The organism is Chitinophagales bacterium, from assembly GCA_017303835.1.
GTDB lineage: Bacteria > Bacteroidota > Bacteroidia > Chitinophagales > Chitinophagaceae > JAFLBI01.
Map to the genome: position 1 here is coordinate 2,558,889 of JAFLBI010000001.1, position 21,908 is coordinate 2,580,796.

Annotated in this window: 23 protein-coding genes; 9 read left to right on the forward strand and 14 right to left on the reverse strand. The window is 42.8% G+C overall.

The features are described 5' to 3' along the window. Window positions 1–23: 23 nt before the first annotated feature. The 4 genes from J0L83_11560 to J0L83_11575 are packed head-to-tail and all read right to left on the reverse strand — an operon-like array spanning window position 24 to window position 4,160. Window positions 24–527: a hydrogenase maturation protease gene (locus J0L83_11560; GenBank protein ID MBN8665206.1), complete on the reverse strand. Its 504-nt coding sequence runs from the start codon at window positions 525–527 to the stop codon at window positions 24–26. Then, on the reverse strand, window positions 527–1,261 hold the full coding sequence (gene cybH / locus J0L83_11565) for a Ni/Fe-hydrogenase, b-type cytochrome subunit (GenBank protein ID MBN8665207.1): 735 nt from the start codon (window positions 1,259–1,261) through the stop codon (window positions 527–529). The genes J0L83_11560 and cybH overlap by 1 nt, the downstream gene beginning before the upstream one ends. 21 nt (window positions 1,262–1,282) lie before the next feature. After that, on the reverse strand, window positions 1,283–3,007 hold the full coding sequence (locus tag J0L83_11570; protein ID MBN8665208.1) for a nickel-dependent hydrogenase large subunit: 1,725 nt from the start codon (window positions 3,005–3,007) through the stop codon (window positions 1,283–1,285). A 22-nt stretch (window positions 3,008–3,029) separates the two neighbouring features. Continuing rightward, complete coding sequence (locus tag J0L83_11575; GenBank protein ID MBN8665209.1) at window positions 3,030–4,160, reverse strand: hydrogenase small subunit; 1,131 nt, start codon at window positions 4,158–4,160, stop codon at window positions 3,030–3,032. A gap of 157 nt (window positions 4,161–4,317) precedes the next feature. Between J0L83_11575 and J0L83_11580 the strand changes: the two genes are divergently transcribed. The 8 genes from J0L83_11580 (at window position 4,318) to hypE (ending at window position 10,928) form a co-directional block, all read left to right on the forward strand. After that, entirely contained in the window at window positions 4,318–4,512 is a 195-nt protein-coding gene (locus tag J0L83_11580) for a hypothetical protein (protein ID MBN8665210.1), read from the forward strand. 2 nt (window positions 4,513–4,514) lie between these two features. Then, on the forward strand, window positions 4,515–4,868 hold the full coding sequence (locus tag J0L83_11585; GenBank protein MBN8665211.1) for a hydrogenase maturation nickel metallochaperone HypA: 354 nt from the start codon (window positions 4,515–4,517) through the stop codon (window positions 4,866–4,868). Window positions 4,869–4,884: 16 nt separating this feature from the next. Next, complete coding sequence (gene hypB / locus J0L83_11590; protein ID MBN8665212.1) at window positions 4,885–5,613, forward strand: hydrogenase nickel incorporation protein HypB; 729 nt, start codon at window positions 4,885–4,887, stop codon at window positions 5,611–5,613. Window positions 5,614–5,616: 3 nt separating this feature from the next. Then, window positions 5,617–7,977 (forward strand): carbamoyltransferase HypF, encoded by a 2,361-nt coding sequence (gene hypF, locus J0L83_11595; protein MBN8665213.1) that lies wholly within the window; start codon window positions 5,617–5,619, stop codon window positions 7,975–7,977. After that, window positions 7,946–8,194: a HypC/HybG/HupF family hydrogenase formation chaperone gene (locus J0L83_11600; protein ID MBN8665214.1), complete on the forward strand. Its 249-nt coding sequence runs from the start codon at window positions 7,946–7,948 to the stop codon at window positions 8,192–8,194. Before hypF ends, J0L83_11600 begins: the two co-directional genes overlap by 32 nt. Before the next feature lie 129 nt (window positions 8,195–8,323). Beyond that, complete coding sequence (locus tag J0L83_11605) at window positions 8,324–8,704, forward strand: four helix bundle protein (protein ID MBN8665215.1); 381 nt, start codon at window positions 8,324–8,326, stop codon at window positions 8,702–8,704. 69 nt (window positions 8,705–8,773) lie between these two features. Beyond that, window positions 8,774–9,883 carry a hydrogenase formation protein HypD gene (gene hypD / locus J0L83_11610; protein ID MBN8665216.1) on the forward strand — a complete coding sequence of 370 codons (1,110 nt, stop codon included), beginning with the start codon at window positions 8,774–8,776 and terminating at the stop codon, window positions 9,881–9,883. A gap of 7 nt (window positions 9,884–9,890) precedes the next feature. Beyond that, a complete protein-coding gene (gene hypE, locus J0L83_11615) occupies window positions 9,891–10,928 on the forward strand; it encodes a hydrogenase expression/formation protein HypE (protein MBN8665217.1) in 1,038 nt (345 codons plus the stop codon). Here hypE and J0L83_11620 read toward each other — a convergent pair whose 3' ends face one another. Both J0L83_11620 and J0L83_11625 read right to left on the reverse strand, forming a co-directional pair. Beyond that, window positions 10,929–12,182 carry an alkaline phosphatase family protein gene (locus J0L83_11620; protein ID MBN8665218.1) on the reverse strand — a complete coding sequence of 418 codons (1,254 nt, stop codon included), beginning with the start codon at window positions 12,180–12,182 and terminating at the stop codon, window positions 10,929–10,931. Window positions 12,183–12,326: 144 nt separating this feature from the next. Then, window positions 12,327–13,349 carry a DUF3089 domain-containing protein gene (locus J0L83_11625; protein MBN8665219.1) on the reverse strand — a complete coding sequence of 341 codons (1,023 nt, stop codon included), beginning with the start codon at window positions 13,347–13,349 and terminating at the stop codon, window positions 12,327–12,329. 148 nt (window positions 13,350–13,497) lie between these two features. Here J0L83_11625 and J0L83_11630 point away from each other — a divergent pair, with 148 nt between their 5' ends. Further along, window positions 13,498–14,442 (forward strand): isopenicillin N synthase family oxygenase, encoded by a 945-nt coding sequence (locus J0L83_11630; protein MBN8665220.1) that lies wholly within the window; start codon window positions 13,498–13,500, stop codon window positions 14,440–14,442. A 1-nt stretch (window position 14,443) separates the two neighbouring features. Here J0L83_11630 and J0L83_11635 read toward each other — a convergent pair whose 3' ends face one another. The 8 genes from J0L83_11635 to J0L83_11670 all read right to left on the reverse strand — a co-directional run bounded on the left by J0L83_11635 (window position 14,444) and on the right by J0L83_11670 (window position 21,693). Continuing rightward, window positions 14,444–14,830, reverse strand: a complete 387-nt coding sequence (locus J0L83_11635; GenBank protein MBN8665221.1) for a group III truncated hemoglobin — start codon at window positions 14,828–14,830, stop codon at window positions 14,444–14,446. Window positions 14,831–14,848: 18 nt separating this feature from the next. Beyond that, complete coding sequence (locus J0L83_11640) at window positions 14,849–15,616, reverse strand: ABC transporter permease subunit (protein ID MBN8665222.1); 768 nt, start codon at window positions 15,614–15,616, stop codon at window positions 14,849–14,851. A gap of 2 nt (window positions 15,617–15,618) precedes the next feature. Next, a complete protein-coding gene (locus tag J0L83_11645) occupies window positions 15,619–16,323 on the reverse strand; it encodes an ABC transporter ATP-binding protein (GenBank protein ID MBN8665223.1) in 705 nt (234 codons plus the stop codon). After that, entirely contained in the window at window positions 16,320–17,552 is a 1,233-nt protein-coding gene (locus J0L83_11650; protein MBN8665224.1) for a nitrous oxide reductase family maturation protein NosD, read from the reverse strand. Before J0L83_11650 ends, J0L83_11645 begins: the two co-directional genes overlap by 4 nt. 2 nt (window positions 17,553–17,554) lie before the next feature. Next, window positions 17,555–18,538 (reverse strand): nitrous oxide reductase accessory protein NosL, encoded by a 984-nt coding sequence (locus J0L83_11655; GenBank protein MBN8665225.1) that lies wholly within the window; start codon window positions 18,536–18,538, stop codon window positions 17,555–17,557. Between the two features lie 16 nt (window positions 18,539–18,554). Continuing rightward, a complete protein-coding gene (locus J0L83_11660; GenBank protein ID MBN8665226.1) occupies window positions 18,555–19,109 on the reverse strand; it encodes a fasciclin domain-containing protein in 555 nt (184 codons plus the stop codon). Between the two features lie 87 nt (window positions 19,110–19,196). Continuing rightward, the gene (gene nosZ / locus J0L83_11665; protein ID MBN8665227.1) at window positions 19,197–21,185 is read right to left on the reverse strand and encodes a Sec-dependent nitrous-oxide reductase; all 1,989 of its coding nucleotides are present in this window, start codon (window positions 21,183–21,185) and stop codon (window positions 19,197–19,199) included. 31 nt (window positions 21,186–21,216) lie between these two features. Further along, window positions 21,217–21,693 (reverse strand): cytochrome c, encoded by a 477-nt coding sequence (locus J0L83_11670; protein ID MBN8665228.1) that lies wholly within the window; start codon window positions 21,691–21,693, stop codon window positions 21,217–21,219. Window positions 21,694–21,908: the final 215 nt, after the last annotated feature.

Sequence of the window (21,908 nt, forward strand, 5' to 3'; positions counted from 1 at the left end):
TATGAAGTAATGGAAGAGGAAGTTTATGTAGCGGTAGCAATCTCATCTACCGTTTCCTTGTATTGAAGTTTATGGGTTAGTCGCAGTATTTGCTGTAACAACAAAGGCATCACCCTTTCTATTTCAGGTGTGAGTGTGATACCTTGTTGCTGAATGGTTTCAATGCTGACTACAAAGAGATAGATATGCGGCATTTTATCCAGCAGCTGTAATGCATTCACCATATCGCGTAAGCCAATATCATGGGTGCTCATGGCGCGCGGAAAATCTGAGGCAAATCTAGGCTCTATTAAGCGAATGGTGCCGGGTGGGCGTTCGTCCAGTGTGGCATCAATCAGGATTACTGTCTCGTAAGACTCAAAGTACTCCAACAGATGAAAGCCACCAGTGCCGCCATCCAATACTTCTACATCAACTGGCAATTCCATTTGCTGTAAATGTCTTGCAGCCTGAACGCCTACACCTTCATCGCCCATCAGGTAATTCCCGATGCCCATGATCAGTATATGTGGATTGCGTGTTTGCATCATGATTTCTTTTCTACAATATTTGGCGTGTGGTGCTCTTCATTTTCAAAAACTTCTTCTTCAATAAATTTCCAGCCACCGCCCATGCTGCTGATTTCACCGCGACCTTCTACATAATCATGGTAGAATACCAGATATACGTGAATCACAGCAAACAGGATGAAGAACCACATGGCCCAATGGTGAATTTGTCTGGTCATGATATCGCCACCAAACATGGCAGGCACCCATGCAAAGAGTTTGGGTAACCACCAGGTGCCCATAGATGCGTAGAGGCCAAAGCCTGTTAAGCATTGAATGAGAAAAGCCCAGAATGTGAGGAAGTAAATGAATCCCGCCATGGCGTTGTGGCCAATACTGATATGTTCTTTGCCACGCATCATGAGGATATCGATTTTGAAGACAGTCCACATTTCTTTGAAGAATTTCTTCGATGTAGGAATGAACTGTTTCCAGTTGGCATATTTATTACCTACAAATCCCCAGTATAAACGGAATAAGAAATTGAAGAAAAAGATATAGGCTGCGAAGAAGTGAATAGCACGTACCCAACCCATGAGAAAACGGTTGGAAGCTTCTTCCTTGCTTTGCAATGCAAGCGGGTCACCAATAAAAAAACCGGTAATGATGAGTACGATAATGGCACCTGCATTCAGCCAGTGATAATAGCGTACGGGTAATTCCCATACATACACACGACGCAGGCGGTGCACATGTAAATATTTCGTTTTCATGTTTGGCATGTTTCGTGTGAATTAATCGCCCAATACCTGAATGCGGCTTACGGTTGTACCATGTTCATCATAGAGGTGTACGCTGCAGGCCATACATGGATCGAAGCTGTGAATGGTTCTGATAATTTCCAGTGGCAGTTTTTCATCTGCAACCGGAGTGTCAATCAGGGATGATTCATAAGCCGACATCTGACCCTTACCATCTCTTGGTGATGCATTCCAGGTAGTAGGAACCACTAATTGATAGTTTGCAATCTTCGTATCCTCGATATTGATCCAGTGTGCGAGTGCTCCACGAGGTGCTTCTCCGTAACCAACACCTATGGCTTGCTTAGGCCAAGTAGATGGATCGAACTTGCTGGTATCAGCCATTCTGGTATCACCATTTTTGATATTGGTGATCAGTTGATTGAAGAAATCCATACCCCATCTCGCTGCCAGCTGACATTCTAAACCACGCGCTGCTGTTCTACCCAATGTGCTGAACAAGGCTGTAACAGGTACATTCAAATCAGTCAAAGCTTTGTCAACAACTTCTTTGAACTCTTCTCTGCCTCTTGCATAACCAATCAGCACGCGTGCGAGCGGACCAACTTCCATCGCATGTCCCTTCCAACGTGGTGTTTTCAGGTAGCTATATTTCTGTGTGGTATCTAAGTGTTCAAATGGTGGTTTTGGTCCGGTGTAGTTAATCACACTTTCACCTTTCCATGGGTGCAGCCCTACATTATCGCCACCTTTGTAAGAATACCAAGAGTGATTGATGAATTCCTGAATCTCGTCTTCTTTGCGCAGATCTACATCATGCACTTTGCTGATGTCTTTATTCAGAATGGCACCTGAAGGAAACTTATATGAAGCCGTATCACCAAATCCATTCCAAGGCAAATCGCCATAGGCCAAATAATTACCTAAGCCACCACCAATAGCGCCCCAATCTTTATAAAAAGAAGCAATGGCCATCAAATCTGGAATATAGACTTGCTCAATAAAGCGCTGACCTTCTTCCATCAGGTGTTGCACATAAGCCAGTCTTTCTGCATTGATACCACTTACATCATCGATACCAATCGCGCAAGCCATACCACCTACCAAGTAATTAGGGTGGGGGTTCTTACCTCCGAAGATGGCATGCACTTTCACAATTTCCTTCTGCCACTCTAAGGCTTCCAGATAGTGTGCTAAAGCAAGCAAGTTTACTTCTGCAGGAAGTTTGTATGCTGGGTGTCCCCAATAACCATTTGCGAAAATGCCGAGCTGTCCGCTCTCAACAAATTTCTTAACGCGGTTTTGTACATCAGAGAAATAACCAACAGAGCTTTTAGGCCATTTGGAAATACTTTGTGCAAGCTCAGATGTTTTTTTCGGATCTGCTTTCAGTGCATTCACCACATCTACCCAGTCCATTGCGTGCAGGTGATAGAAGTGCACTACGTGATCGTGCATGTACAAAGCACAATACATAATATTACGTACTAGCTCTGCATTAGGTGGTACTTTAATGCCCAAAGCATCTTCTACTGTTCTCACTGAAACGAGCGAGTGGATAGACGTACACACGCCGCACACACGGCCTACAAAAGCCCAGGCGTCTCTGGGATCGCGGCCACGCAATATTTCTTCCAGCAGGCGTACCATGGTACCGCTGCTATAGGCATCTTTGATCTTACCATTTTCGATATCTGCTTCTACGCGCAAATGGCCTTCAATCCTCGTAATGGGATCTACTACAATTCTTTTACTCATATGGCTGTGAATGAAGGGTTAATCAGGATTTGAGTTCTTGTTCACTTTGCTTACCCTCGTCTTCAAGGGTGCGAATCAATTTCTTCTTGCGCACATTGGTCATCACTGCATGGCCTGCCATTGCAGCAGCAGTAACACCCAGTGCTACTTTACCAAATGTGTCTGCATTGGCTTCAATACCAAAACCTGCAAAAGAAGATGCGCGGTCGTAGAGGCGACCATTATCCCAATAGTTTTCTTCACTGCAGCCAATACAGCCGTGGCCCGACTGAATAGGGAAGCTGGTACCGTTGTTCCACTTCATCACGCCGCAGGCATTATAGGTAGATGGCCCTTTACAACCCACTTTGTACAAGCAGTAACCCTTTTTCGCATTCTCATCATCAAAACTTTCTACGTACAGACCTGCATCATAGAATGGACGGCGATAGCAAGTATCGTGTACACGCTTGCTATAGAAGGCTTTTGGTCGGCCAAGTGAATCCAGTTCAGGAATACGATCGAAGGTGATGAGGTGCACAATCACACCAGCCATTACTTCGCCAATGGGCGGACAACCAGGCACTTTGATCACGGGCTTGCCCTTCACTAATTTATGTATCGGTGTAGCTGAAGTAGGGTTTGGCTTGGCAGCTTGTACGCAACCATTGCTGGCGCAACTACCCCAAGCAATTACTGCTTTGGCATTCTCAGCAGCTTCTTCCAGAATCTGTAAAGATGTTTTACCACCAATCATGCAATAGACACCATCTGCTTTAGTAGGTACACTGCCTTCCACACAAAGAATGTATTCTCCTTTGTATTTCTTCATGGTATTGTGCATGGCTTCTTCTGCTTGAAAACCAGATGCAGCCATTAGTGTCTCTGTATAATCGAGTGAGATTTTATCTAATAATATATCTGCAACGATGGGGTGAGAAGAGCGGATAAAGCTCTCACTGCAACAGGTGCATTCCTGAAAATGCAACCAGATAACAGGCACACGCGGTTTGGTTTCCATGGCTTTGGCTACCTGACCAATGGCGTTACTTTCCAGACCGATGAACGCAGCCATCATACTCGCAAACTGCAGAAAGTCGCGGCGGCTATATCCTTTGTTTTGCACCTCTTCATAATAAGTAGGTGGCTTTCGAGTGGCAATCTCGTTAGACATGTTGGTTGTTTTAAGGGATAAAAAGGGTATTGTAAAGTAGACATCTCTTTTACGATAGTGTATGAGCATTATCATTGTTCAAAGTGATTTTTATCATGTTTCCCGCTACAGAATATTTCTACTTTGAATAACCAATCATAGTTAAAACAGCTATCATATGAAGCGATTGCTTGCCCTTACAACAGCCGTCCTGCCTTTGTTCGCAATGGCACATCCCGGACATGGTGAACATGATGGTTATACCATCATTCACTATTTCATTGAACCACAACATGCTATCATTACACTAGGCGTGATGACTGCAGCGATTGTGTTGATTATGCGTGAGCGTAGAAAAAAGAGAACAGTATAAATATGCATGAACTCTCTATTGTGATGAGCATTGTGCAGATCGCTACCAAAGAAGCGAATCGCAATGGTGCGTCCATAGTAGATGAAATTGAATTGGATATAGGTGTACTTAGTAATGTGGAAATGGATTCTTTTGATTTTGCCTGGCAACAAGGCGTAAAGAATACAGTACTGCAACATGCAGTGCGTCAGGTAAATCGCATTCCGGGCAAGGGAAGATGTCTGGATTGTGCTACTGAGTTCCCCATGCAACAGTTATATGATGCTTGCCCTGCTTGCGATAGCCAGCTGGTAGACATACTGAGTGGAAAGGAATTGAGTGTAAAAACCTTATTGGTGCCTGATACGGCATCGTGATCTTAAATGTTCTGTTATGTGTGCAACCTGTGGATGCGGTCCTGAATCGCATCATCATCATGGGCATGATCATACTCATGCATCCGGTAAAAAAATTGTGGAGGTGGAGAAGGATATTCTTCACGAGAACAATCTATTGGCCCAGCGTAACCGCGGATTTTTTGAGGGCCGCAATATTCTTGCATTGAATCTGGTGAGTTCACCGGGTTCAGGTAAAACCAGCTTATTAGAGCGAACGCTTACAGATATGAAAGGTGAGCTCAGCTTCGCTGTGATTGAGGGCGATCAGCAAACAACCAATGATGCAGATCGTATTCATGCAACAGGTACCAAAGTAACACAAATCAATACCGGCAAGGGTTGTCACCTGGATGCGCATATGGTACTGCATGCGGTGCAGGGTATGAAGCTGGAAGCAGATTCTGTTTTATTTATTGAGAATGTGGGCAATCTGGTTTGCCCGGCCATGTTTGATCTTGGCGAAGCAGAACGTGTAGTGGTGATTAGTGTAACTGAAGGTGAGGATAAGCCGCTGAAATATCCGGATATGTTTCACTCCTCTACGCTTTGCATCATCAATAAAATTGATCTGCTGCCCTATGTACGCTTTGATGTGGATAAGGCAAAGCAGTATGCCCGACAAGTAAATCCATCATTAGAAATCATTGAACTGAGTTGTATGAGTGGGGAAGGAATGACAGCCTGGTATGAATGGCTGAAAAGTAAAGTATTGCAACCCGCATAATGTATGCAGACCTATCATATCCATATCACCGGTCAGGTACAAGGCGTAGGCTTTCGCCCGCATGTGCATCGTTTGGCGGTACAACTGGGTGTTAGTGGTACTGTCTGTAATGGTTCAGACGGGGTGCATATTGATTGTATGGGTGATGAGGATACGGTACATGCTTTTTTTCATGAATTGGTTTTGCATCCACCTGCAATGGCGCTGATTACAGATGCTGCTATGCAGCAAACCAATCTGCCTTTAAATGAAGGTTTTTACATTATTGAGAGTCATGCCGGGGCAGCAACAGATATATTGATTACACCTGATATCGCACCTTGTGCTGCTTGCAAGCGAGAACTTCGCGATACGGATAACAGGCGTTATCAATATGCTTTTACTACCTGTGTGCATTGCGGTCCGCGTTATTCTATTATTCAATCTGTTCCTTACGATCGTGCTGCTACAACGATGGCATCATTGGATACCTGCATGGCCTGTGATGAGGAATACAACAGCCTGCATAATAGAAGGTATCATAGTCAAACCAATTCTTGTCCCAATTGTGCCATTCAGCTGCATTTTTATCACGCAGATGGAAGTGAAGCCAGCTTGGAACAGGAATCAGTTCCTGAAGCTGTGATTGATGCACTGAAAGCAGGCAAGATACTAGCAGTTAAAGGTGTAGGTGGTTATCTCTTATTGTGTGATGCCACCAATGAGTTGGTAATTAACCGACTTCGACAGCGTAAGCAAAGACCCGCTAAACCTTTTGCGTTGTTGTATGCAGACATCAATATGCTGCAGGCCGATGTGCAACTCAAGCCCTATGAAGTAAATGCATTGCAGGATAAAGCAGCACCAATTGTGTTGTGTCATATAAAAACAAACCCTGAAAACAACCTTGCTATAGCAGCTATTGCGCCAGGACTGCCATCCATCGGCGCGATGCTGCCTCCATCGCCACTGCTTCAATTGATTGCAGATGGCTTTGGTAAACCGCTGGTGGCCACCAGTGCCAATCTCAGCGGCTCTCCGATTGTGTATGATGATGTACAGGCCCGAAACTGGCTGGGGAGTTTTGCGGATGCCATCATCAGCTATGACCGTATGATTACGGCACCACAGGATGATAGTGTACTGCAGTTCACGGATCACGGACAGAAAATTTTGTTGAGAAGAAGTCGTGGATTAGCACCCAACTATCATCCTGTTCCTTTTGATGCACAGCAAGCAATTTTGGCAACCGGTGCAGAATTAAAAAGTGCTTTTGCCATCACGAAGAATAGCCGATTATTTGTAAGTCAGTTTCTGGGCGATCAATCAAGCGTGGAAGCGCAGGATAGTTTTGCGCATACCTATCAGCAAATAGCTGATTTGCTTCAGTTTAAACCAACACTTATACTGGCCGATGCACATCCTGGTTATAGCGTGCAACTGCTTGCCAGAGAACTCGCTACGAATCAGCATGTACCCATTGAATTGGTGCAACATCATGAAGCACATTTTGCCGCAGTATTGGCAGAAAATAATTTATTGAATAAAGCGAATCCGGTACTTGGTTTTATCTGGGATGGAACTGGTTACGGGCATGATCAACAAATATGGGGCGGCGAATTGTTCTTGTATGAGCGGGGTAGTATGGAGCGCATCGCGCAGTTGGATTATTTCCCGCAGTTGATGGGTGATAAGATGAGTAAAGAACCTCGCTTGAGTGCTTTGAGTTTATTAGCTGCATTGCCCGTAAAACAACATTGGTTGAAATCCTTGTTTACGGAAACGGAGTGGCATTATTATCAACAGCAATTACAGCAACCCGGATTATTGCAAACTAGCAGTATGGGTAGATTGATTGATGCGGTTTCCTGTATGTTGGGTGTATGCACGAAGAATACTTATGAAGGCGAAGCTGCCATGAAACTGGAAGCATTAGCGAAACAATATGATCAGCAAGGCTATGATTATTACAGTATGCCTTTGATAGATGGTAAATGGTATTGGCAGCAGTTATTGGAAGAACTGATTGAAGATTGGTTACAAAAAGAAATGCCTGCAGCTATTGCCTGGAAGTTTTTTAATTCATTGGTAAAAGCTATTGCAGAAGCAGCACATCAGCTGAGTATTGATGATCTGGCTTTTAGTGGTGGTGTATTTCAAAATGCTTTACTGACAGATTTAATTGTTCAGCAGTTGCAATACAAGCGCAGACTGCATTTTCATCAACAGTTAAGCCCAAATGACGAATGTATTGGATTTGGGCAATTGGCTTGGTGGCAGGCGATTGGTAAACAGCAGCATGCAAAGGCGATGCAAATGAGTGCTTACACAAAAAACTATAAACAATCCAACTATGTGTCTGGCAATACCTGGGAAATTGATTGAGATCACTGCACAGCTGGATGAGCTGTTCCGCAAAGGAAAAGTGTCTTTTGGTGGTATCATCAAGGAAGTGAATTTGTATATGGTTCCTGAAGCCAAGCCTGGCGACTATGTATTGGTGCATGTTGGTGCAGCCATTAGTGTGGTAGATGAAGCTGAGGCGAAGAAGACGTTTGATTATCTAAAGCAAATGGGGGAAGTCGAAGAGTTGGAACAATGAGTGAATGAGTGAATGAGTGAATGATAGGATGATAGAGTGATAGAATGATAGAATGATAAGATGGGTGGTAGTTTTATAGCAGCTGGTTTTGATCATCATTTGTATACTTTTTCTGTTCGAAGTAGATTGATGGAAAAAGTGATGGAAGCCAAAAGTTCTTTCATAGAAGTATTAAAGGACAGAACAAAGCAATTGTCGATACAGGTTATTCAGCTCTATGGGCAATTGAATAAGACAGATGAGGGACGTATTATGGGCAGGCAGTTGTTGCGAAGTGCCAGCTCTGCTGCGGCAAACTATCGCGCTACTTGCAGGGCTAGATCAAAAGCTGAGTTTTATGCCAAATTGAGCATTGTTATTGAAGAAATGGATGAAACCTTGTTTTGGCTAGAACTATTGGAGGAATCGGGTATACATCAGTCAGCGGGTTTAAAAATAATAAAAGATGAAGCGGATTCTTTGGTTCGGATATTGTCAAAAGCTCGGAAAACCGCATCAATAAACAAATAACATTCAGTCATTCTTAATTCATCACTCACCCATCCACTCATTCTATCATTCATTCATCCAATCATTGTTATGAAGTTCTTATCTGAATATAGAGATCCCGAAATGGTGCATGCTTATACAGCTGAGCTGCATCGCATCACATCACGTCCTTGGACCTTGATGGAAATTTGTGGCGGACAAACCCATAGTCTCGTAAAGAATGGCTTGTTGGATATGTTGCCTAAGCAAATCACCATGGTGCATGGTCCCGGTTGCCCAGTATGTGTAACCAGTGTTAGTGTGATTGATGAAGCAATTTGGCTAGCACAGCAACCAAACGTGATTTTGTGCTCTTTCGGTGATATGCTGCGTGTGCCTGGTAGTACTATCAGCTTATTGGAAGCCAAAGCACAGGGTGCAGATGTGCGTATTTTGTATTCACCTTTGGAAGCAGTGGAATTAGCACAACAGCATCCCGATAAGCAAGTGGTATTTTTTGCTGTAGGTTTTGAAACTACTGCACCTGCCAATGCATTGAGTGTGGTACACGCGGCCGAATTGGGCTTACATAATTACAGCATTCTTGCATCGCATGTATTGGTACCACCCGCCATGGAAGCCATCTTAGGTGATCCTGAAAATAAGATTGATGCTTTTCTTGCTGCCGGACATGTTTGCACCATCATGGGTACAGAAGAGTATGATCCTATTGCAGAGAAATACCAAACACCAATTGTGGTAACAGGTTTTGAACCGGTGGATTTGCTGCAAGGCATCTTAATGGCTGTACAACAGCTAGAGAAAGGCGAATGGAAAGTAGAAAATCAATATGCGCGCAGTGTACAGCGTGAGGGTAATCGCATGGCGCAGGATACCATTCAGCAAGTATTTGCAGTGAGTGATCGAGTATGGAGAGGTATTGGCAATATCCCGCAAAGCGGCTATGAAGTAAATACCCGTTACCAGAAATACAATGCACGATTAAAATTCAATATTGATTTGGTAGCAGCAGAGGAGAATAAGGATTGTATTAGCGGAGATATTATGAAGGGACTGAAAAAGCCTTTTCAATGTCCCAACTTTGGAACTCGTTGCAAACCCGAGCATCCACTCGGTGCACCTATGGTGAGTAGCGAAGGCGCTTGTGCGGCTTATTATCAGTATAGCGGACAGGTAAGTGAAATAATTGAAACCGTTTAGTATGGCAATGAATCTCTCTTGTCCCATGCCCAAATTTGATTTCGATGTCATCACGATGGGGCATGGTGGTGGCGGTTTGCTGACGCACCGATTATTGCAATCAGGTGTATTCGATGTGTTGAAGAACGATTTATTAGATCAACAACATGATGGTGCCAGTTTTGAATTAAATGGCAAACTGGCTTTTAGTACCGATAGTTATGTGATCTCTCCCATCTTTTTTCCTGGAGGTAATATTGGTGAATTGGCGGTGAATGGAACCGTGAATGATCTCGCGATGTGTGGCGCTGTACCTAAATACCTATCACTTGCTTTTATTATTGAAGAGGGTATGCGCATGGAAGCGCTCTGGGAAGTGTTGGTTAGTATCAAAAATGCAGCAGCTAAAGCAGGCGTACAGATTGTTACCGGCGATACCAAAGTTGTTGAGAAGGGAAAGGGTGATCAAATTTTCATCAATACTTCAGGAATTGGTGTAGTACATCCTAAGGCAGCGATTCACCACAATCGGGTGAAGGAAGGCGATGTAATAATCGTGAGCGGACAATTAGCGCAACATGGTATTGCCATCATGAGCAAAAGACAGGGCCTGAGTTTTGAAACAGATATTGTAAGTGATACCACGAATCTGAATCATACCATTCTGCAGTTAATTGAACAGTTTGGTGATGCCATCAAATTTCTGCGCGATCCAACACGCGGTGGTTTGGCATCAGTATTAAATGAATTGGCAGAACAAACCAATCTGGGTTATCTCATTGAACAAGAACAACTGCCGATTGATGAACAGGTGGAAGGTGCTTGTGAAATGTTGGGATTAGATCCCCTCTATGTGGCCAATGAAGGTTTGTTCGTGTTGGTAGTAGATGCTGCTGTTGCTGAAAGTGTACTGAAACAACTACAGCAAGATGCCAATGGTCAATCAGCACGTATCATTGGGAAAGTAGTGAATACACATCCCGGCAAAGTGATGCTCAAAAGCCGTATTGGTGGCCACCGGGTAGTAGGTTATCTCACCGGCGAACAGTTGCCGCGTATTTGTTGATTACTTCAGTATTTGCTCCAACACTTCTGGTTTGCCATCTATTTTGTGCTGATAATTGAGTCCGAGAATCCTTGCCATCAAAGGATAGACGTGTACGTTTTCGAAACTATCAATCACCAACCCCTTTTTGAAAGCAGGTCCCCATGCATAGAAACTTGCATGCATCTGCGGCATAGCCGGATCATAACCATGTGCGCCCGGAGAGATTCTTCTGCCTGCGCCTGTTAAGGTGAGGGGATATTTAGGCGCAATGAAAATATCACCAATGCGGTTGAACACATCGTCTGCAGCACCATAATGCCAACTGGCAGGTGCTTCATTTTTCAAATACACATAATAATCTTTTGCATTCGCCTTGAGTTGTGCATACATCGGCTGAATGAAAGAGGGGTCTTTTGCATACAAATGCAAACTCGTACCGCCACCTCTAATGATGAATTGTGCGGTGTCAATTTGCTTGTACAAGTCAATTCTGTTTACAGTATCTACCGCAGCCATGCCATGGTCTGCAAGAAAAATAAAGTTAACGGGCAGATTCAGCTTGCTTACTTCAGCATGGAGTTTGGCAACAGCATCATTCACAAATTGAGTGGCTTCTTCGGTTTCTTTTGCATCGGGCCCATACATATGACCTGCATGGTCTGTATTACTCATGTAAAAACTGATGATATGTGGTCTTTCTGTTTCCGGTAGTTGCAACCAGTCAACCACACGTTTGATGCGTTGCTCAATGGGAATTTTATCATTAAACTTATACCAGTAAGTGGGTAATACGCCTTGTATCGGTGCTTCAGTACCTACGAAATGGTAGGAGGCACTCAGCATACCTTGTTGCTCGGCCAATACCCAAATAGGTATACCGCCATACCAACTGCCATCTTCCACTGCTTTGCGATCACCCATATTGTAAGTGGCTTTGCGATTTCTGTCGTAAAACTGGTTATACACCAATCCATGATGTGATGGATACAAGCCTGTAGCAACAGTATAGTGGTTAGGGAAAGTCACACTAGGGTAAGAAGGCAACATACTCTTTGCTGCTACACCAGATTTGGCTAATGTCTGGAGGTCTTTTGCATTGTATTTAGCCGCATAATCGTATCGAAAGCCATCTGCTGATATTAGAATGAGGTAGGGCTTTTGCATTTGTGCAGCTTGGTTCTTTCTGCCTGTTACCAATTGTTGTGTGGTGTCTTGCGCATGCAATATGGTGATCAGACAAAAGCTGTACACAAAAAGCAAGAGATATCTCATGTGGGTTGTTTTCGCAAAGGTATAGACCTGAAATGCATTCCTGAAGACTTAACAGAAAAGAAATATCTGCGCTTTTGTTCTATTTGTTACTTTGCTGCAAATGCGGGGGCATTGAACAAAAGTACCTGGTCTTGGCCGGGTCTTTTATTTCCAGAAAGCGCTCAGTCTTTGTTGTACGTTCTCGCGGATATTGAGGTAGTAGAGGTTTAAGTCGCCGGGATGATAATTCTTACTAGTATAGAAAATACTACCAAAAAATTTAGGCTTGTCAATCCAAAGAATTTGATCCCGTACATGTGCATTGGCAATCTTTGGAATCACTTTATTGAAATTGGTGAGCACTGCACCCTTATTCAATGTACGTGGTATGTTAGTGGCAACTGTATCCCAGCTAAGCGGATTGGTGACAACAGCTTTGAATGATTCTTTGGTGATATGCGGAGGTATATGGCCTTCTTTATAAGTACGCCAGCTAACAATACATCCTGTTTGATTAGGATTGGTGCAAACCGGAATCTTGCTGAAATAATTGGTTTCAACAGGAATGCCGATGATATAAGCTGCAACCAATTTGTTTTGTAGCAGCTTACCATCAAAAAACTCTTTCAATAATCTTTTGGCATGGGTGGTTCCCTGACTATGTGATGCAATGATGATGGGTCTTCCTTGATTGTACTGTTGTAAGTAGGTAAGAAAAGCTGCGCGAATATCTGCATACGCAGTATCGAAAGCGTTCAGCGCGGCTGTGCTATCATCACTGGAAATAGGAAAATAGGCACTGATATGTGCTTGTCGGTATCGGGGCGCAAACACCCTACCCGCTGCATTGAAAATACTTGCTTGTAAAAGGATGGTGGTATAATCTGTCTTAGCATTGGTGTAGGCGTCAGCGATGGCAGCATTCATGCCATGCAATTTCAGTGGCTCTGTATAAGTAGTGGGATGTAAGAAGAAGACATCGGCAGTGCTGTCTGCCCGATAATCGTTGCGTAAAGGTTTGGGTACACTGTCGGCAGGATCATTTTTCCATGGATGTGCTGCCCAGTAGTGGAGGTCTTTATAATTAGGCATGCCATCTGCTGATTGAAACTGATACCTGCCCGTCATTTTTTTCCATGTGGGCGTACAGCTACTGATAAGCAGAAAGAGCAGAACAAGACGAACCATGTTTCAAACCTACAAGATTCTGCTATTATTTTTCTTTAAAACCTGTTAAGACTCAAAGCCTAAGCAGGTTTGGTGCGGAATGGGCACAATAGCAGCAGGATTTCGGCGTTTTGATGGTTGCTTATTGAAACACTTAAAACGATTGATTATGTCTATTCCCGTTGTTGATCTCGCGCAATTTACCGGTGGTGATGCTGCAGCCAAGCAGGCTTTTGTTCAAGCGCTGGGTAAAGCGTATGAAGAAGTTGGATTTGTAGCGGTAAAAAATCATGGTATTCCCGATGAATTGATTCGTCAGCAATATGAATATGTGCAGCAGTTTTTTTCATTACCACTGGAGAAGAAATTGCAATATGAAATAGCCGGTTTGGCAGGCCAACGCGGTTATACCAGTTTTGGTCGCGAACATGCAAAGGGTAGTGATGCGCCGGATCTGAAAGAGTTTTTCCAGTTTGGTCAGATGGTGGATGCTAACCATCCGTTGAAATGGGAGTATCCGGATAATGTACAGGTAAACGAAATTGCTGCATTTAATCCCACACTCGAAAGCGCATATCGTCATTTTGAACAAAGTGGTCGCTCTTTATTGCAGGCTATTGCTTTGTACTTGGAGTTAGATGAGCATTATTTTGATGAACATATTGAAGATGGTAATTCCATCCTGCGTTGTATCCATTATCCGCCTATCACTAAAGAACCTAAGAGTGCGATTCGTGCAGAGCAACATGAAGACATCAACCTGATTACTTTATTGGTAGGTGCATCTGCAGATGGTTTGGAAATTCTAACCAAACAGGGCGAGTGGGTGCCCGTTACTTCGCTCCCTGAGCAGATTGTGGTGAATGTGGGCGATATGCTACAACGCTTAACCAATAATAAATTACGCAGCACCACTCACCGTGTGGTGAATCCAAAAAGAGAATTGTGGCATACCAGTCGCTTCTCCATGCCTTTCTTCCTGCATCCTAAGAGCGCGATGAGTTTGGCTTGTCTGGAAAGCTGTATTGATGCGGAACATCCTAAAGCCTATCCGGATGCAACCGCAGGTGAATATTTGGATGAGCGTTTAAGAGAGATTGGGTTGAAGAAATAAATTAGTAGTGCGACTGTTGTTGCATTTCTAAAATCTTGATCTGCATCACAGTCGCAATATTTCTGGCTTTCTGCTTAGCTAGGTTGGCGACTTCGCCTTCAAATAAATCATTTACTGTCGCTTCAAATAATTGTAGCCAGGTATCAAAATGTGTGCTGTCTAACTTTTTGATATGATGTATGTGGCGATGTATTTCCATAGGATTACCCTGATAGTTCCCTGTAAAAAACAAAGCGTTCTCCCAAAAGCGCACCATGGTTTGCATATGTGCATCCCAAGATGTTTCGGTAAAAAAGTGATTGATAGCCGGCGCTTTGGCTACGCGGGTGTAAAAGCTTGTAACCAATAATTCAATATCTCTGCTTCCTGTAATATCATGTTTGGCCATAGAGTAGTATTGTGGTAGTTACAAATCTTTTTTACTGAATTTATGGAGGGATATGCCAACGGGAATGAGTATCCATAACATCAAAGCAACAAAGGAAAGCGTCATGCCTGTCGCTGTTCCAAAAAAGTCCTGAAAAATCGCACCCGTATAACCCATGAGTGCAGAAATGTCCAGTTTCAACAGAATGAGAATGCGTGATAAATCAATTGGGTTTAAACTGCTGATAATGATCATAGCCTTCTCGATAGGATAGTCTGATAATTGAAAGAGGCCGAATAAAACTAATCCGTCAAATAGGACGGTGAAGTATAACCACATCAACACGGCAGTGCCAATTCCCTTGGCTTTGTCTCTGGTGAATACAACTGCTAACATAGCAATGGCTGCAAATATCACAGATAGTAAAGCGCCACTGGCAACGAGTAATAATCCAGTCAAGCTTCTTTCAAACAACAATACAGGAATACCAATGCCAACTAAGAAAGCAAGGCCAAGTGATAGTGATAGCCCGTAAAATATGCTTAGCCATATTTTCTTTCTCTGGATGGGCTGACTTAACAAAAGTTCAATAAACTCATTGCTATTATATACATAGATGGTGGCAAATACAATGCTAACAAGTGGTACGATGAGTAAGACAATATTCAACACGCTTAAGATAGCTTTAGCGCTTGTGTCTTCTAAGCTGAAAATACTGCCGGATGCTAATAATAGCAGAGCGGTATAGGCCAGCATGATTCTGTTACGCAGAATATCCCGAATCACATATTTAAAAATCTTGTACATGGTTAGCGTTTTAGCATGATCTGTGCAATGGCTTTTGATAATCTCTGTTCACCTGTTTCTTGTTGCAGGTCAATAATGTTCTTGTGGAAGACCAATTGCCCTTCTTGCATAAAGATGACTTGTGTAATCATCTCATCCAGTTCGCTCAGAATATGCGAGGTAATTAGAATGACCTTGCCTTTCTCTTTCTCTGCAATAATTTTTTCTTTCAGCACTTCTGTGGCTACGGGGTCTAGTCCTGCAGTAGGTTCATCTAATATCAGCACATCTGGGTTGAATAAGAAAGCCAGACAAGCACTTACTTTCTGACGTGTTCCGCCGGATAGGGTACGCATTTTTTTATCGTACAATTTTTCTAAATCGAAAGCTTGAATCAACTCTTCATCGAGACTCCCTTCGTGATTGCGGATATCTTTCATCATATTGATCACTTGCCCGATACTCATATTATCTGGATAACGACCAATCTGGGGCATATAGCCGATGTATGAACGATAGTTCCAGTCGTGCAGAATGTTTTTGCCATTGAAAGTAATAAAGCCGCTATCTGGTATCACCATACCAAGGATGCTTTTAATCAGCGTGGTTTTACCGCTTCCGTTTGGTCCAATCAAGGCAATGCATTCTCCTTTATTGCAGGTAACGCTGATGTTCTTCAACACCTGTAGTTTGCCAAACTGCTTATGTACATTGGTAGCGATAATCATGATACAACAGGTTTAATGTGCGGGTGATCGTCTTTTAACTGCTCAGGAGTGATGCTGGGAATCAGCTTTTCTGATTTGTCCATCAGCGTAGTGATTAAGCTTCTGAATAAGATCATCGCAACAGGAATTTTTTCTATGATGCCTGCATACATACTTACTGGGCGATAAGGCACATCGCCTTGACGATCCTTGTTCAAGTCGTAGCCTTCGTATTTATCCCAATAATTATTATTGAAATTGTTGAGTACAAGTGAGCCATTGGTGCCAACATCAAAGGTGTTGCCGATAAAGTCATTGTTGTGTAGCTGGATCTCCATGCAGCTGGCTTGAATCTTCAGTGCCCAGCCATTTCCCTTGAACAAGTTTCTGTTCATCTGGATTCTACTGGCACCCTCTATATAAATGCCGCTTGTATTATGTTCAAATCTGTTGCCTTCTATTTCGCTATCAGAGATTTCCTTTAATAGAATACCATAAGAAGCATCGCCCCAATTCTCCCGGAAATAGTTGTTGTACATGTGTACGTGATTGGAGAACATAACAGCCACACCGGCGCCATTATTTTCAAATACATTGGTTACATAGGTATCATGATTAGAGAACATGAAGTGCAGTCCATATCGGAGATTCTTGGAAGAGATATTGCGCCAGATGATAGAGTTGGTAACAAACTCAAAGTATATGCCATCTCTGTGACCTTGAATCTGATTTCCGGTTATTTGTAAACTATCGCTTTTCCAGCAGTGTATGCCATTGCCACTTTCTTGTTCAGTTTTTTTATGCGCACGCAACTGATTATTGCGAATAATACATTTTGTGCCATACTGCACATAAATACCGAAGAAAGCATCTTCAATAATATTTTTTTCTATCCGCACATTGTTGCACTCATATATCTTGATACCTGCATAATCAATAATACTGGATACGCCTGAGTGTTGAATGGTTAGGCCTTCTACTGTAACGTAATTGGCTTTGATAGAGATTATTTCGTATTTATATTGACCATCGAGTATAGGGTTGTCAATGCCGATTAATGATATTGACTTATCAATGATAAGATTACCCTCTTGGTAAAGTCCGGCATGAATTAGGATGCTATCGCCATCAGCTACTACTTGTAGCGCTTGGTGAATAGTTTTGTAAGCTTCTTGCTTACCAACGCGCAGGCTTTTGGCTTGTAGTTGTATTGCTGAAAGAATGATCCATATTATCAAGAGATAACGCATGCTTATTCTTTTGGTAGACTAGTTGCAGCGGCTGATTTTTCTGCTTCGGTTGCAAATGCGGCGGTATTACCACCCATGGGACTTCTAAGCGCCGCATTCATTAATAATTGAGCAGTATTTTCAGGTATGTATTGATCAGGCTTATTGAAATTGCTGTAATACACTTGTTTGATTTCGTTTTGATCGAGAAAGCCAGACTTTCTAAAATCATCGAGACACTGTTTGTCGTCAAACTTCAGTGTGCGTCCCTTGTTGGTAAGAATCACTGCAGCAAACTTGGGATCGCTAAGTTGCATTTTGCAAAAGTGGCATTGGTCTTTACCTGCCTGAATGGGATCAGGTTTTTGTGTGCAGGAGCTAAGACTAAATAAAAAAGGTAGTATCAATACAGAAATAGGTGCTGTCATTTTCTTAACGGCTTTCCACTCAAACCATTGTGCAACCAGTAAGAGTATGCCTGCACCGATAAAAATCCATCCACCAAGATCAGGAATGGAATATGCACCAAAGTTCAATAACTGTTTAAAGCCAATTAGCGGAGGCTGATATGCCATACCCGGCACTTTAATGGCAGCGTTGGGATCTAGGTTATGGCCGTAATCGTATTCCCATCTCCAAAAATCGATCATGGCGAGAACACCAAAAGCAATAAAGAGGAGGGTGCTTGTATGTAGCACCTTCCTCTTGTTGAGTATTGCAGTTAACAGAAATAAGGCTGCAAAAAAAATAATACAGTAAGGCAATACAGTAAACTCAATGAAGTCTTCCTTGTGCAGTGTGCGCATACCGATGTAGTGATTTAAACCATTGATGATGTCTACATCACCTTTGATATCGCTGGCATGAATCTGCAAAGCCAATCCTTCAGGATATTGCGGCGCATCTAATTCAATACGCCAGATAGGCAGTATTAATACAAATGGTAGGGCTACTGCCGCAATCGTCAAAAGAATTCTTGAGCCTGTCTGTAAAGCCTTGTTTTTCATAAAATGTTTTTATCAATTATTGCTTGGCGGGAGGGAGTAATACGCCATCTATCACATGTACAATACCATTAGCTGCAGGAACAGAAGCCACAATCATAGCGCTATTGTTGAGCCAAACCTTACCGTCTTTGACGCTTACTGTAATATTATCACCGTTGACCATGCCGAGTGTTTGGCCGTCTTGCAGGCTCTCTGCTTTAATAGCAGATACAGTAACATGGTATTGAAGAATGTTTTGTAGGTCGGCTTTCTTCTCGTCAGTCATTAAAGCGTCTAACGTGGCTTTATCTACTTTGCCGAAAGCTGCATCAGTGGGTGCGAATACTGTAAAAGGACCGGCGTTAGAGAGTGATGTTACCAAGTCGGCTTGCTTTAATGCAGCAACCAATGTGGTATGATCTTTAGAGCCTACGGCAACTTTCACTACATCTTTTTGTGAATCGTTGTCTTGAACATTTTCTTGTCCGCCTGCTACTGCAGTAGTAGTACTGCTTGTGTCAGCAGGAGTTTCAGTGTTGTTACAGGCTATTGTAAGCATACATGCAATAGCCAGGATGCCATACTTTTTCATATCTGTTGTTTTTGAGGTTAACAGGTGAGTAACCGTTGTGCTGAATCACTTACAATGAGTTGCTACAACGGTTACTCCATGAGCCTGTTATTTTTTTGGGGCTGATTCTTTTGGTTGAGTTTTTCCTGTGCTGAAGGTGAGTGGCACATTACTACCAGCAGGAGAAACGCGTACATATCCTTGCATTTCTTGGTGTAGTGCACTACAGAAATCAGTACAATAAATAGGATACATGCCAGACTTCTCAGGAACCCACTTCAATGTTTGTGTTTCGCCAGGCATAATCAATAGTTCTGCGTTTGAAGCGCCTTTCACAGCGAATCCATGCGGCACATCCCAGTCTTGTTCCAGATTGGTTACATGGAAGTATACTTCATCACCTACCCGAACACCTTCAATATTGTCTGGAGAGAAGTGCGAGCGTACTGAAGTCATGTACACATGAACTTTATTGCCTTCACGAACCACTTTGCTGTTGGCCTCACCTTTTGCTACATAAGGGTGAGCGTTTTCTTCAATCTTGAAGAATTTCACAGAACGATTCTTAATTACATCTGCTGCAACCGCTTGTGCATAGTGTGGTTCACCAATAGTTGGGAAATCAAGAATTAATTGCATTTTATCACCACTGATATCATAGAGCTGTGCACTTTGTGCTAGTTCTGGTCCGGTTGGTAAGTAACGATCTTTGGTAATTTTATTATAGGCAATGACATACTTGGCATTGGGCTTCTTGCTGTCGCCACCAGGAATACAGAGGTGACCAACAGAATAGAAAGTAGGTGCGCGGTCTACTACTTTCAGGTCTTTGATATTCCACTTCACTACTTCACTTGATACGAAGAAAGTGGTATAGGCATTACCCTTGCCATCAAACTCTGTATGCAATGGTCCAAGGCCAGGCTTCTGTACTTCGCCATGCAATGCGGCATCATATTTCACAACAGGAATGCCTTCATAATCACCTTCAAATTGTTTGTTGGCAATAGCTTTCTGCAATTTGTCAAAACTGAATACAGGAATCAAGGCTGCCAGCTTACCACTACCTACAATGTATTCGCCAGTAGGATCAACATCGCAACCATGTGGTGATTTAGGACATGGAATAAAGTAGCAGATATCTTTCAGTTCTTTCGCATCCAACACCAATACTTCTGTTTTGATTTCAGACTTGGCAGTATGTGTTTTTTCATCGTAGACATTATGGGCATACTTGGTTGCTACTTTTTTGCCCTTGCCCGCTTTCAGGTATTCTTCGGCCTTCTTCCAGTTTACAGCCAGAATAAAATCCTTATCACGCTGCGAAGCGTTTACTTCTAATAATGTATTGGCTTGTTCAGTATTGTAGCAGCTGAAGAAGAACCAGCCATGTGATTTGCCTTTACCGGCATGGCTCAGGTCAAAGTTTACACCGGGTAATTGCAGCTGAAAAGCAATATCCATTTTGCCATCTTCCTTACCTACACTGATAAAGCTGATATAGCCTTTAAAGTTTTGTTTGTAACTACTGATGGGGATGTCGCCATTCACATTGTCTGGAGGAACACTAAAGCGTGTGCCAGCTACCACATATTCTGTGTTTTCAGTAATGAAAGGCGATGAGTGGTTACCGGCACTGTTTGGTAATTCGATGATTTCATTTGTTCTGAAAGTACCTAAATCAATACGTGCCACACGTGGTGTATTATTGGCATTACCAAATACCCAACGGCCATCTATTTCGCCGTTGGTTTGAGAAAGTTCTGTATGGTGCAAATCATCCCAGGGTACAAAACCATGAGAAGTATTCAGCATGGGCTTGGTTTCTTCACTATAGCCCCAGCCTTTTTCGGGATCAACAGAGAATACAGGAATGACGCGTAGCAAACGGCCGCTAGGTAAGCCGTATACACTCATTTGTCCGCTGAAACCACCGGAAACAAAATTGTAAAACTCGTCGTATTTACCTGGAGCCACATAGGCTTTAGCAGCAGCATCAGCCGTAACCGCATTGTTTGCGTTTTTAGGTTTACAGCCGGTCTGCATGAAAAATGCGGCCGATAGCAAACCTAGTCCGGCCAGATGTAATTTTTTCATGTTGTGTTGTTTTGAGTTGAAGAATGGTTGATTATTTCACGCCGTCATTTTTGCGCATGAACTCATATAAAGAGCGGGCATCTTCGTCGCTAAGGTTCTGATTAGGCATTCTTACCAAACAGATTTCTAACTGAGCCTGTGCTTTAGGATCCTTATTCAGCATTTCATCTGTATTGGTCATAAAATTCATGATCCAGTCCGCTGTATTTCTCTTTGTTACTTCTTTCCAGCCCGGACCAACCAATCTCTCATCGGTAAGCTTATGGCAACTACTACATTTTACGCCATATACTTTTTCGCCCTTGGCAGCCATAGCACCATCAAGTGTGGCAGGTATTTCTACGTTTTTAAACTTGCCTTCACCTCGGTTAGGATCATAAGAAGGATTGCCATTGGCTTCCGTAACTGCAGGAGCCGCAACAGCGCTGTTGTCTTTGGTTTGTTGATTACCACCACCGCAGGCAGCCAGTAATCCGATAATTGATGCTGTGATCAGATATTTTTTCATGTTGTAAAATTTACTCCACAAGATTACTCTGCCCTTTTCCGGGCCATTATGCGCAGAATCATAAATGCTGCTTAGCTGGGAAGAGTAGTACAAAAACATTTTGAGTAGCGAGCTGATTATCATCTATTTAGATACGAAAAAAGTAAAACATGATTTTAATCATGTACCATAGTGACAAGCGTCATGCTGCAAGCTTAGGCTTTCGACTATTTTAC

What these genes read in the sequence shown, in the direction of transcription:
- J0L83_11560 (MBN8665206.1), bottom strand. Translation starts at nt 527, where the DNA reads ATGCAAACACGCAATCCACATATACTGATCATGGGCATCGGGAATTAC.
- cybH (MBN8665207.1), bottom strand. Translation starts at nt 1,261, where the DNA reads ATGAAAACGAAATATTTACATGTGCACCGCCTGCGTCGTGTGTATGTA.
- J0L83_11570 (MBN8665208.1), bottom strand. Translation starts at nt 3,007, where the DNA reads ATGAGTAAAAGAATTGTAGTAGATCCCATTACGAGGATTGAAGGCCAT.
- J0L83_11575 (MBN8665209.1), bottom strand. Translation starts at nt 4,160, where the DNA reads ATGTCTAACGAGATTGCCACTCGAAAGCCACCTACTTATTATGAAGAG.
- J0L83_11580 (MBN8665210.1), top strand. Translation starts at nt 4,318, where the DNA reads ATGAAGCGATTGCTTGCCCTTACAACAGCCGTCCTGCCTTTGTTCGCA.
- J0L83_11585 (MBN8665211.1), top strand. Translation starts at nt 4,515, where the DNA reads ATGCATGAACTCTCTATTGTGATGAGCATTGTGCAGATCGCTACCAAA.
- hypB (MBN8665212.1), top strand. Translation starts at nt 4,885, where the DNA reads ATGTGTGCAACCTGTGGATGCGGTCCTGAATCGCATCATCATCATGGG.
- hypF (MBN8665213.1), top strand. Translation starts at nt 5,617, where the DNA reads ATGCAGACCTATCATATCCATATCACCGGTCAGGTACAAGGCGTAGGC.
- J0L83_11600 (MBN8665214.1), top strand. Translation starts at nt 7,946, where the DNA reads ATGTGTCTGGCAATACCTGGGAAATTGATTGAGATCACTGCACAGCTG.
- J0L83_11605 (MBN8665215.1), top strand. Translation starts at nt 8,324, where the DNA reads ATGGAAAAAGTGATGGAAGCCAAAAGTTCTTTCATAGAAGTATTAAAG.
- hypD (MBN8665216.1), top strand. Translation starts at nt 8,774, where the DNA reads ATGAAGTTCTTATCTGAATATAGAGATCCCGAAATGGTGCATGCTTAT.
- hypE (MBN8665217.1), top strand. Translation starts at nt 9,891, where the DNA reads ATGAATCTCTCTTGTCCCATGCCCAAATTTGATTTCGATGTCATCACG.
- J0L83_11620 (MBN8665218.1), bottom strand. Translation starts at nt 12,182, where the DNA reads ATGAGATATCTCTTGCTTTTTGTGTACAGCTTTTGTCTGATCACCATA.
- J0L83_11625 (MBN8665219.1), bottom strand. Translation starts at nt 13,349, where the DNA reads ATGGTTCGTCTTGTTCTGCTCTTTCTGCTTATCAGTAGCTGTACGCCC.
- J0L83_11630 (MBN8665220.1), top strand. Translation starts at nt 13,498, where the DNA reads ATGTCTATTCCCGTTGTTGATCTCGCGCAATTTACCGGTGGTGATGCT.
- J0L83_11635 (MBN8665221.1), bottom strand. Translation starts at nt 14,830, where the DNA reads ATGGCCAAACATGATATTACAGGAAGCAGAGATATTGAATTATTGGTT.
- J0L83_11640 (MBN8665222.1), bottom strand. Translation starts at nt 15,616, where the DNA reads ATGTACAAGATTTTTAAATATGTGATTCGGGATATTCTGCGTAACAGA.
- J0L83_11645 (MBN8665223.1), bottom strand. Translation starts at nt 16,323, where the DNA reads ATGATTATCGCTACCAATGTACATAAGCAGTTTGGCAAACTACAGGTG.
- J0L83_11650 (MBN8665224.1), bottom strand. Translation starts at nt 17,552, where the DNA reads ATGCGTTATCTCTTGATAATATGGATCATTCTTTCAGCAATACAACTA.
- J0L83_11655 (MBN8665225.1), bottom strand. Translation starts at nt 18,538, where the DNA reads ATGAAAAACAAGGCTTTACAGACAGGCTCAAGAATTCTTTTGACGATT.
- J0L83_11660 (MBN8665226.1), bottom strand. Translation starts at nt 19,109, where the DNA reads ATGAAAAAGTATGGCATCCTGGCTATTGCATGTATGCTTACAATAGCC.
- nosZ (MBN8665227.1), bottom strand. Translation starts at nt 21,185, where the DNA reads ATGAAAAAATTACATCTGGCCGGACTAGGTTTGCTATCGGCCGCATTT.
- J0L83_11670 (MBN8665228.1), bottom strand. Translation starts at nt 21,693, where the DNA reads ATGAAAAAATATCTGATCACAGCATCAATTATCGGATTACTGGCTGCC.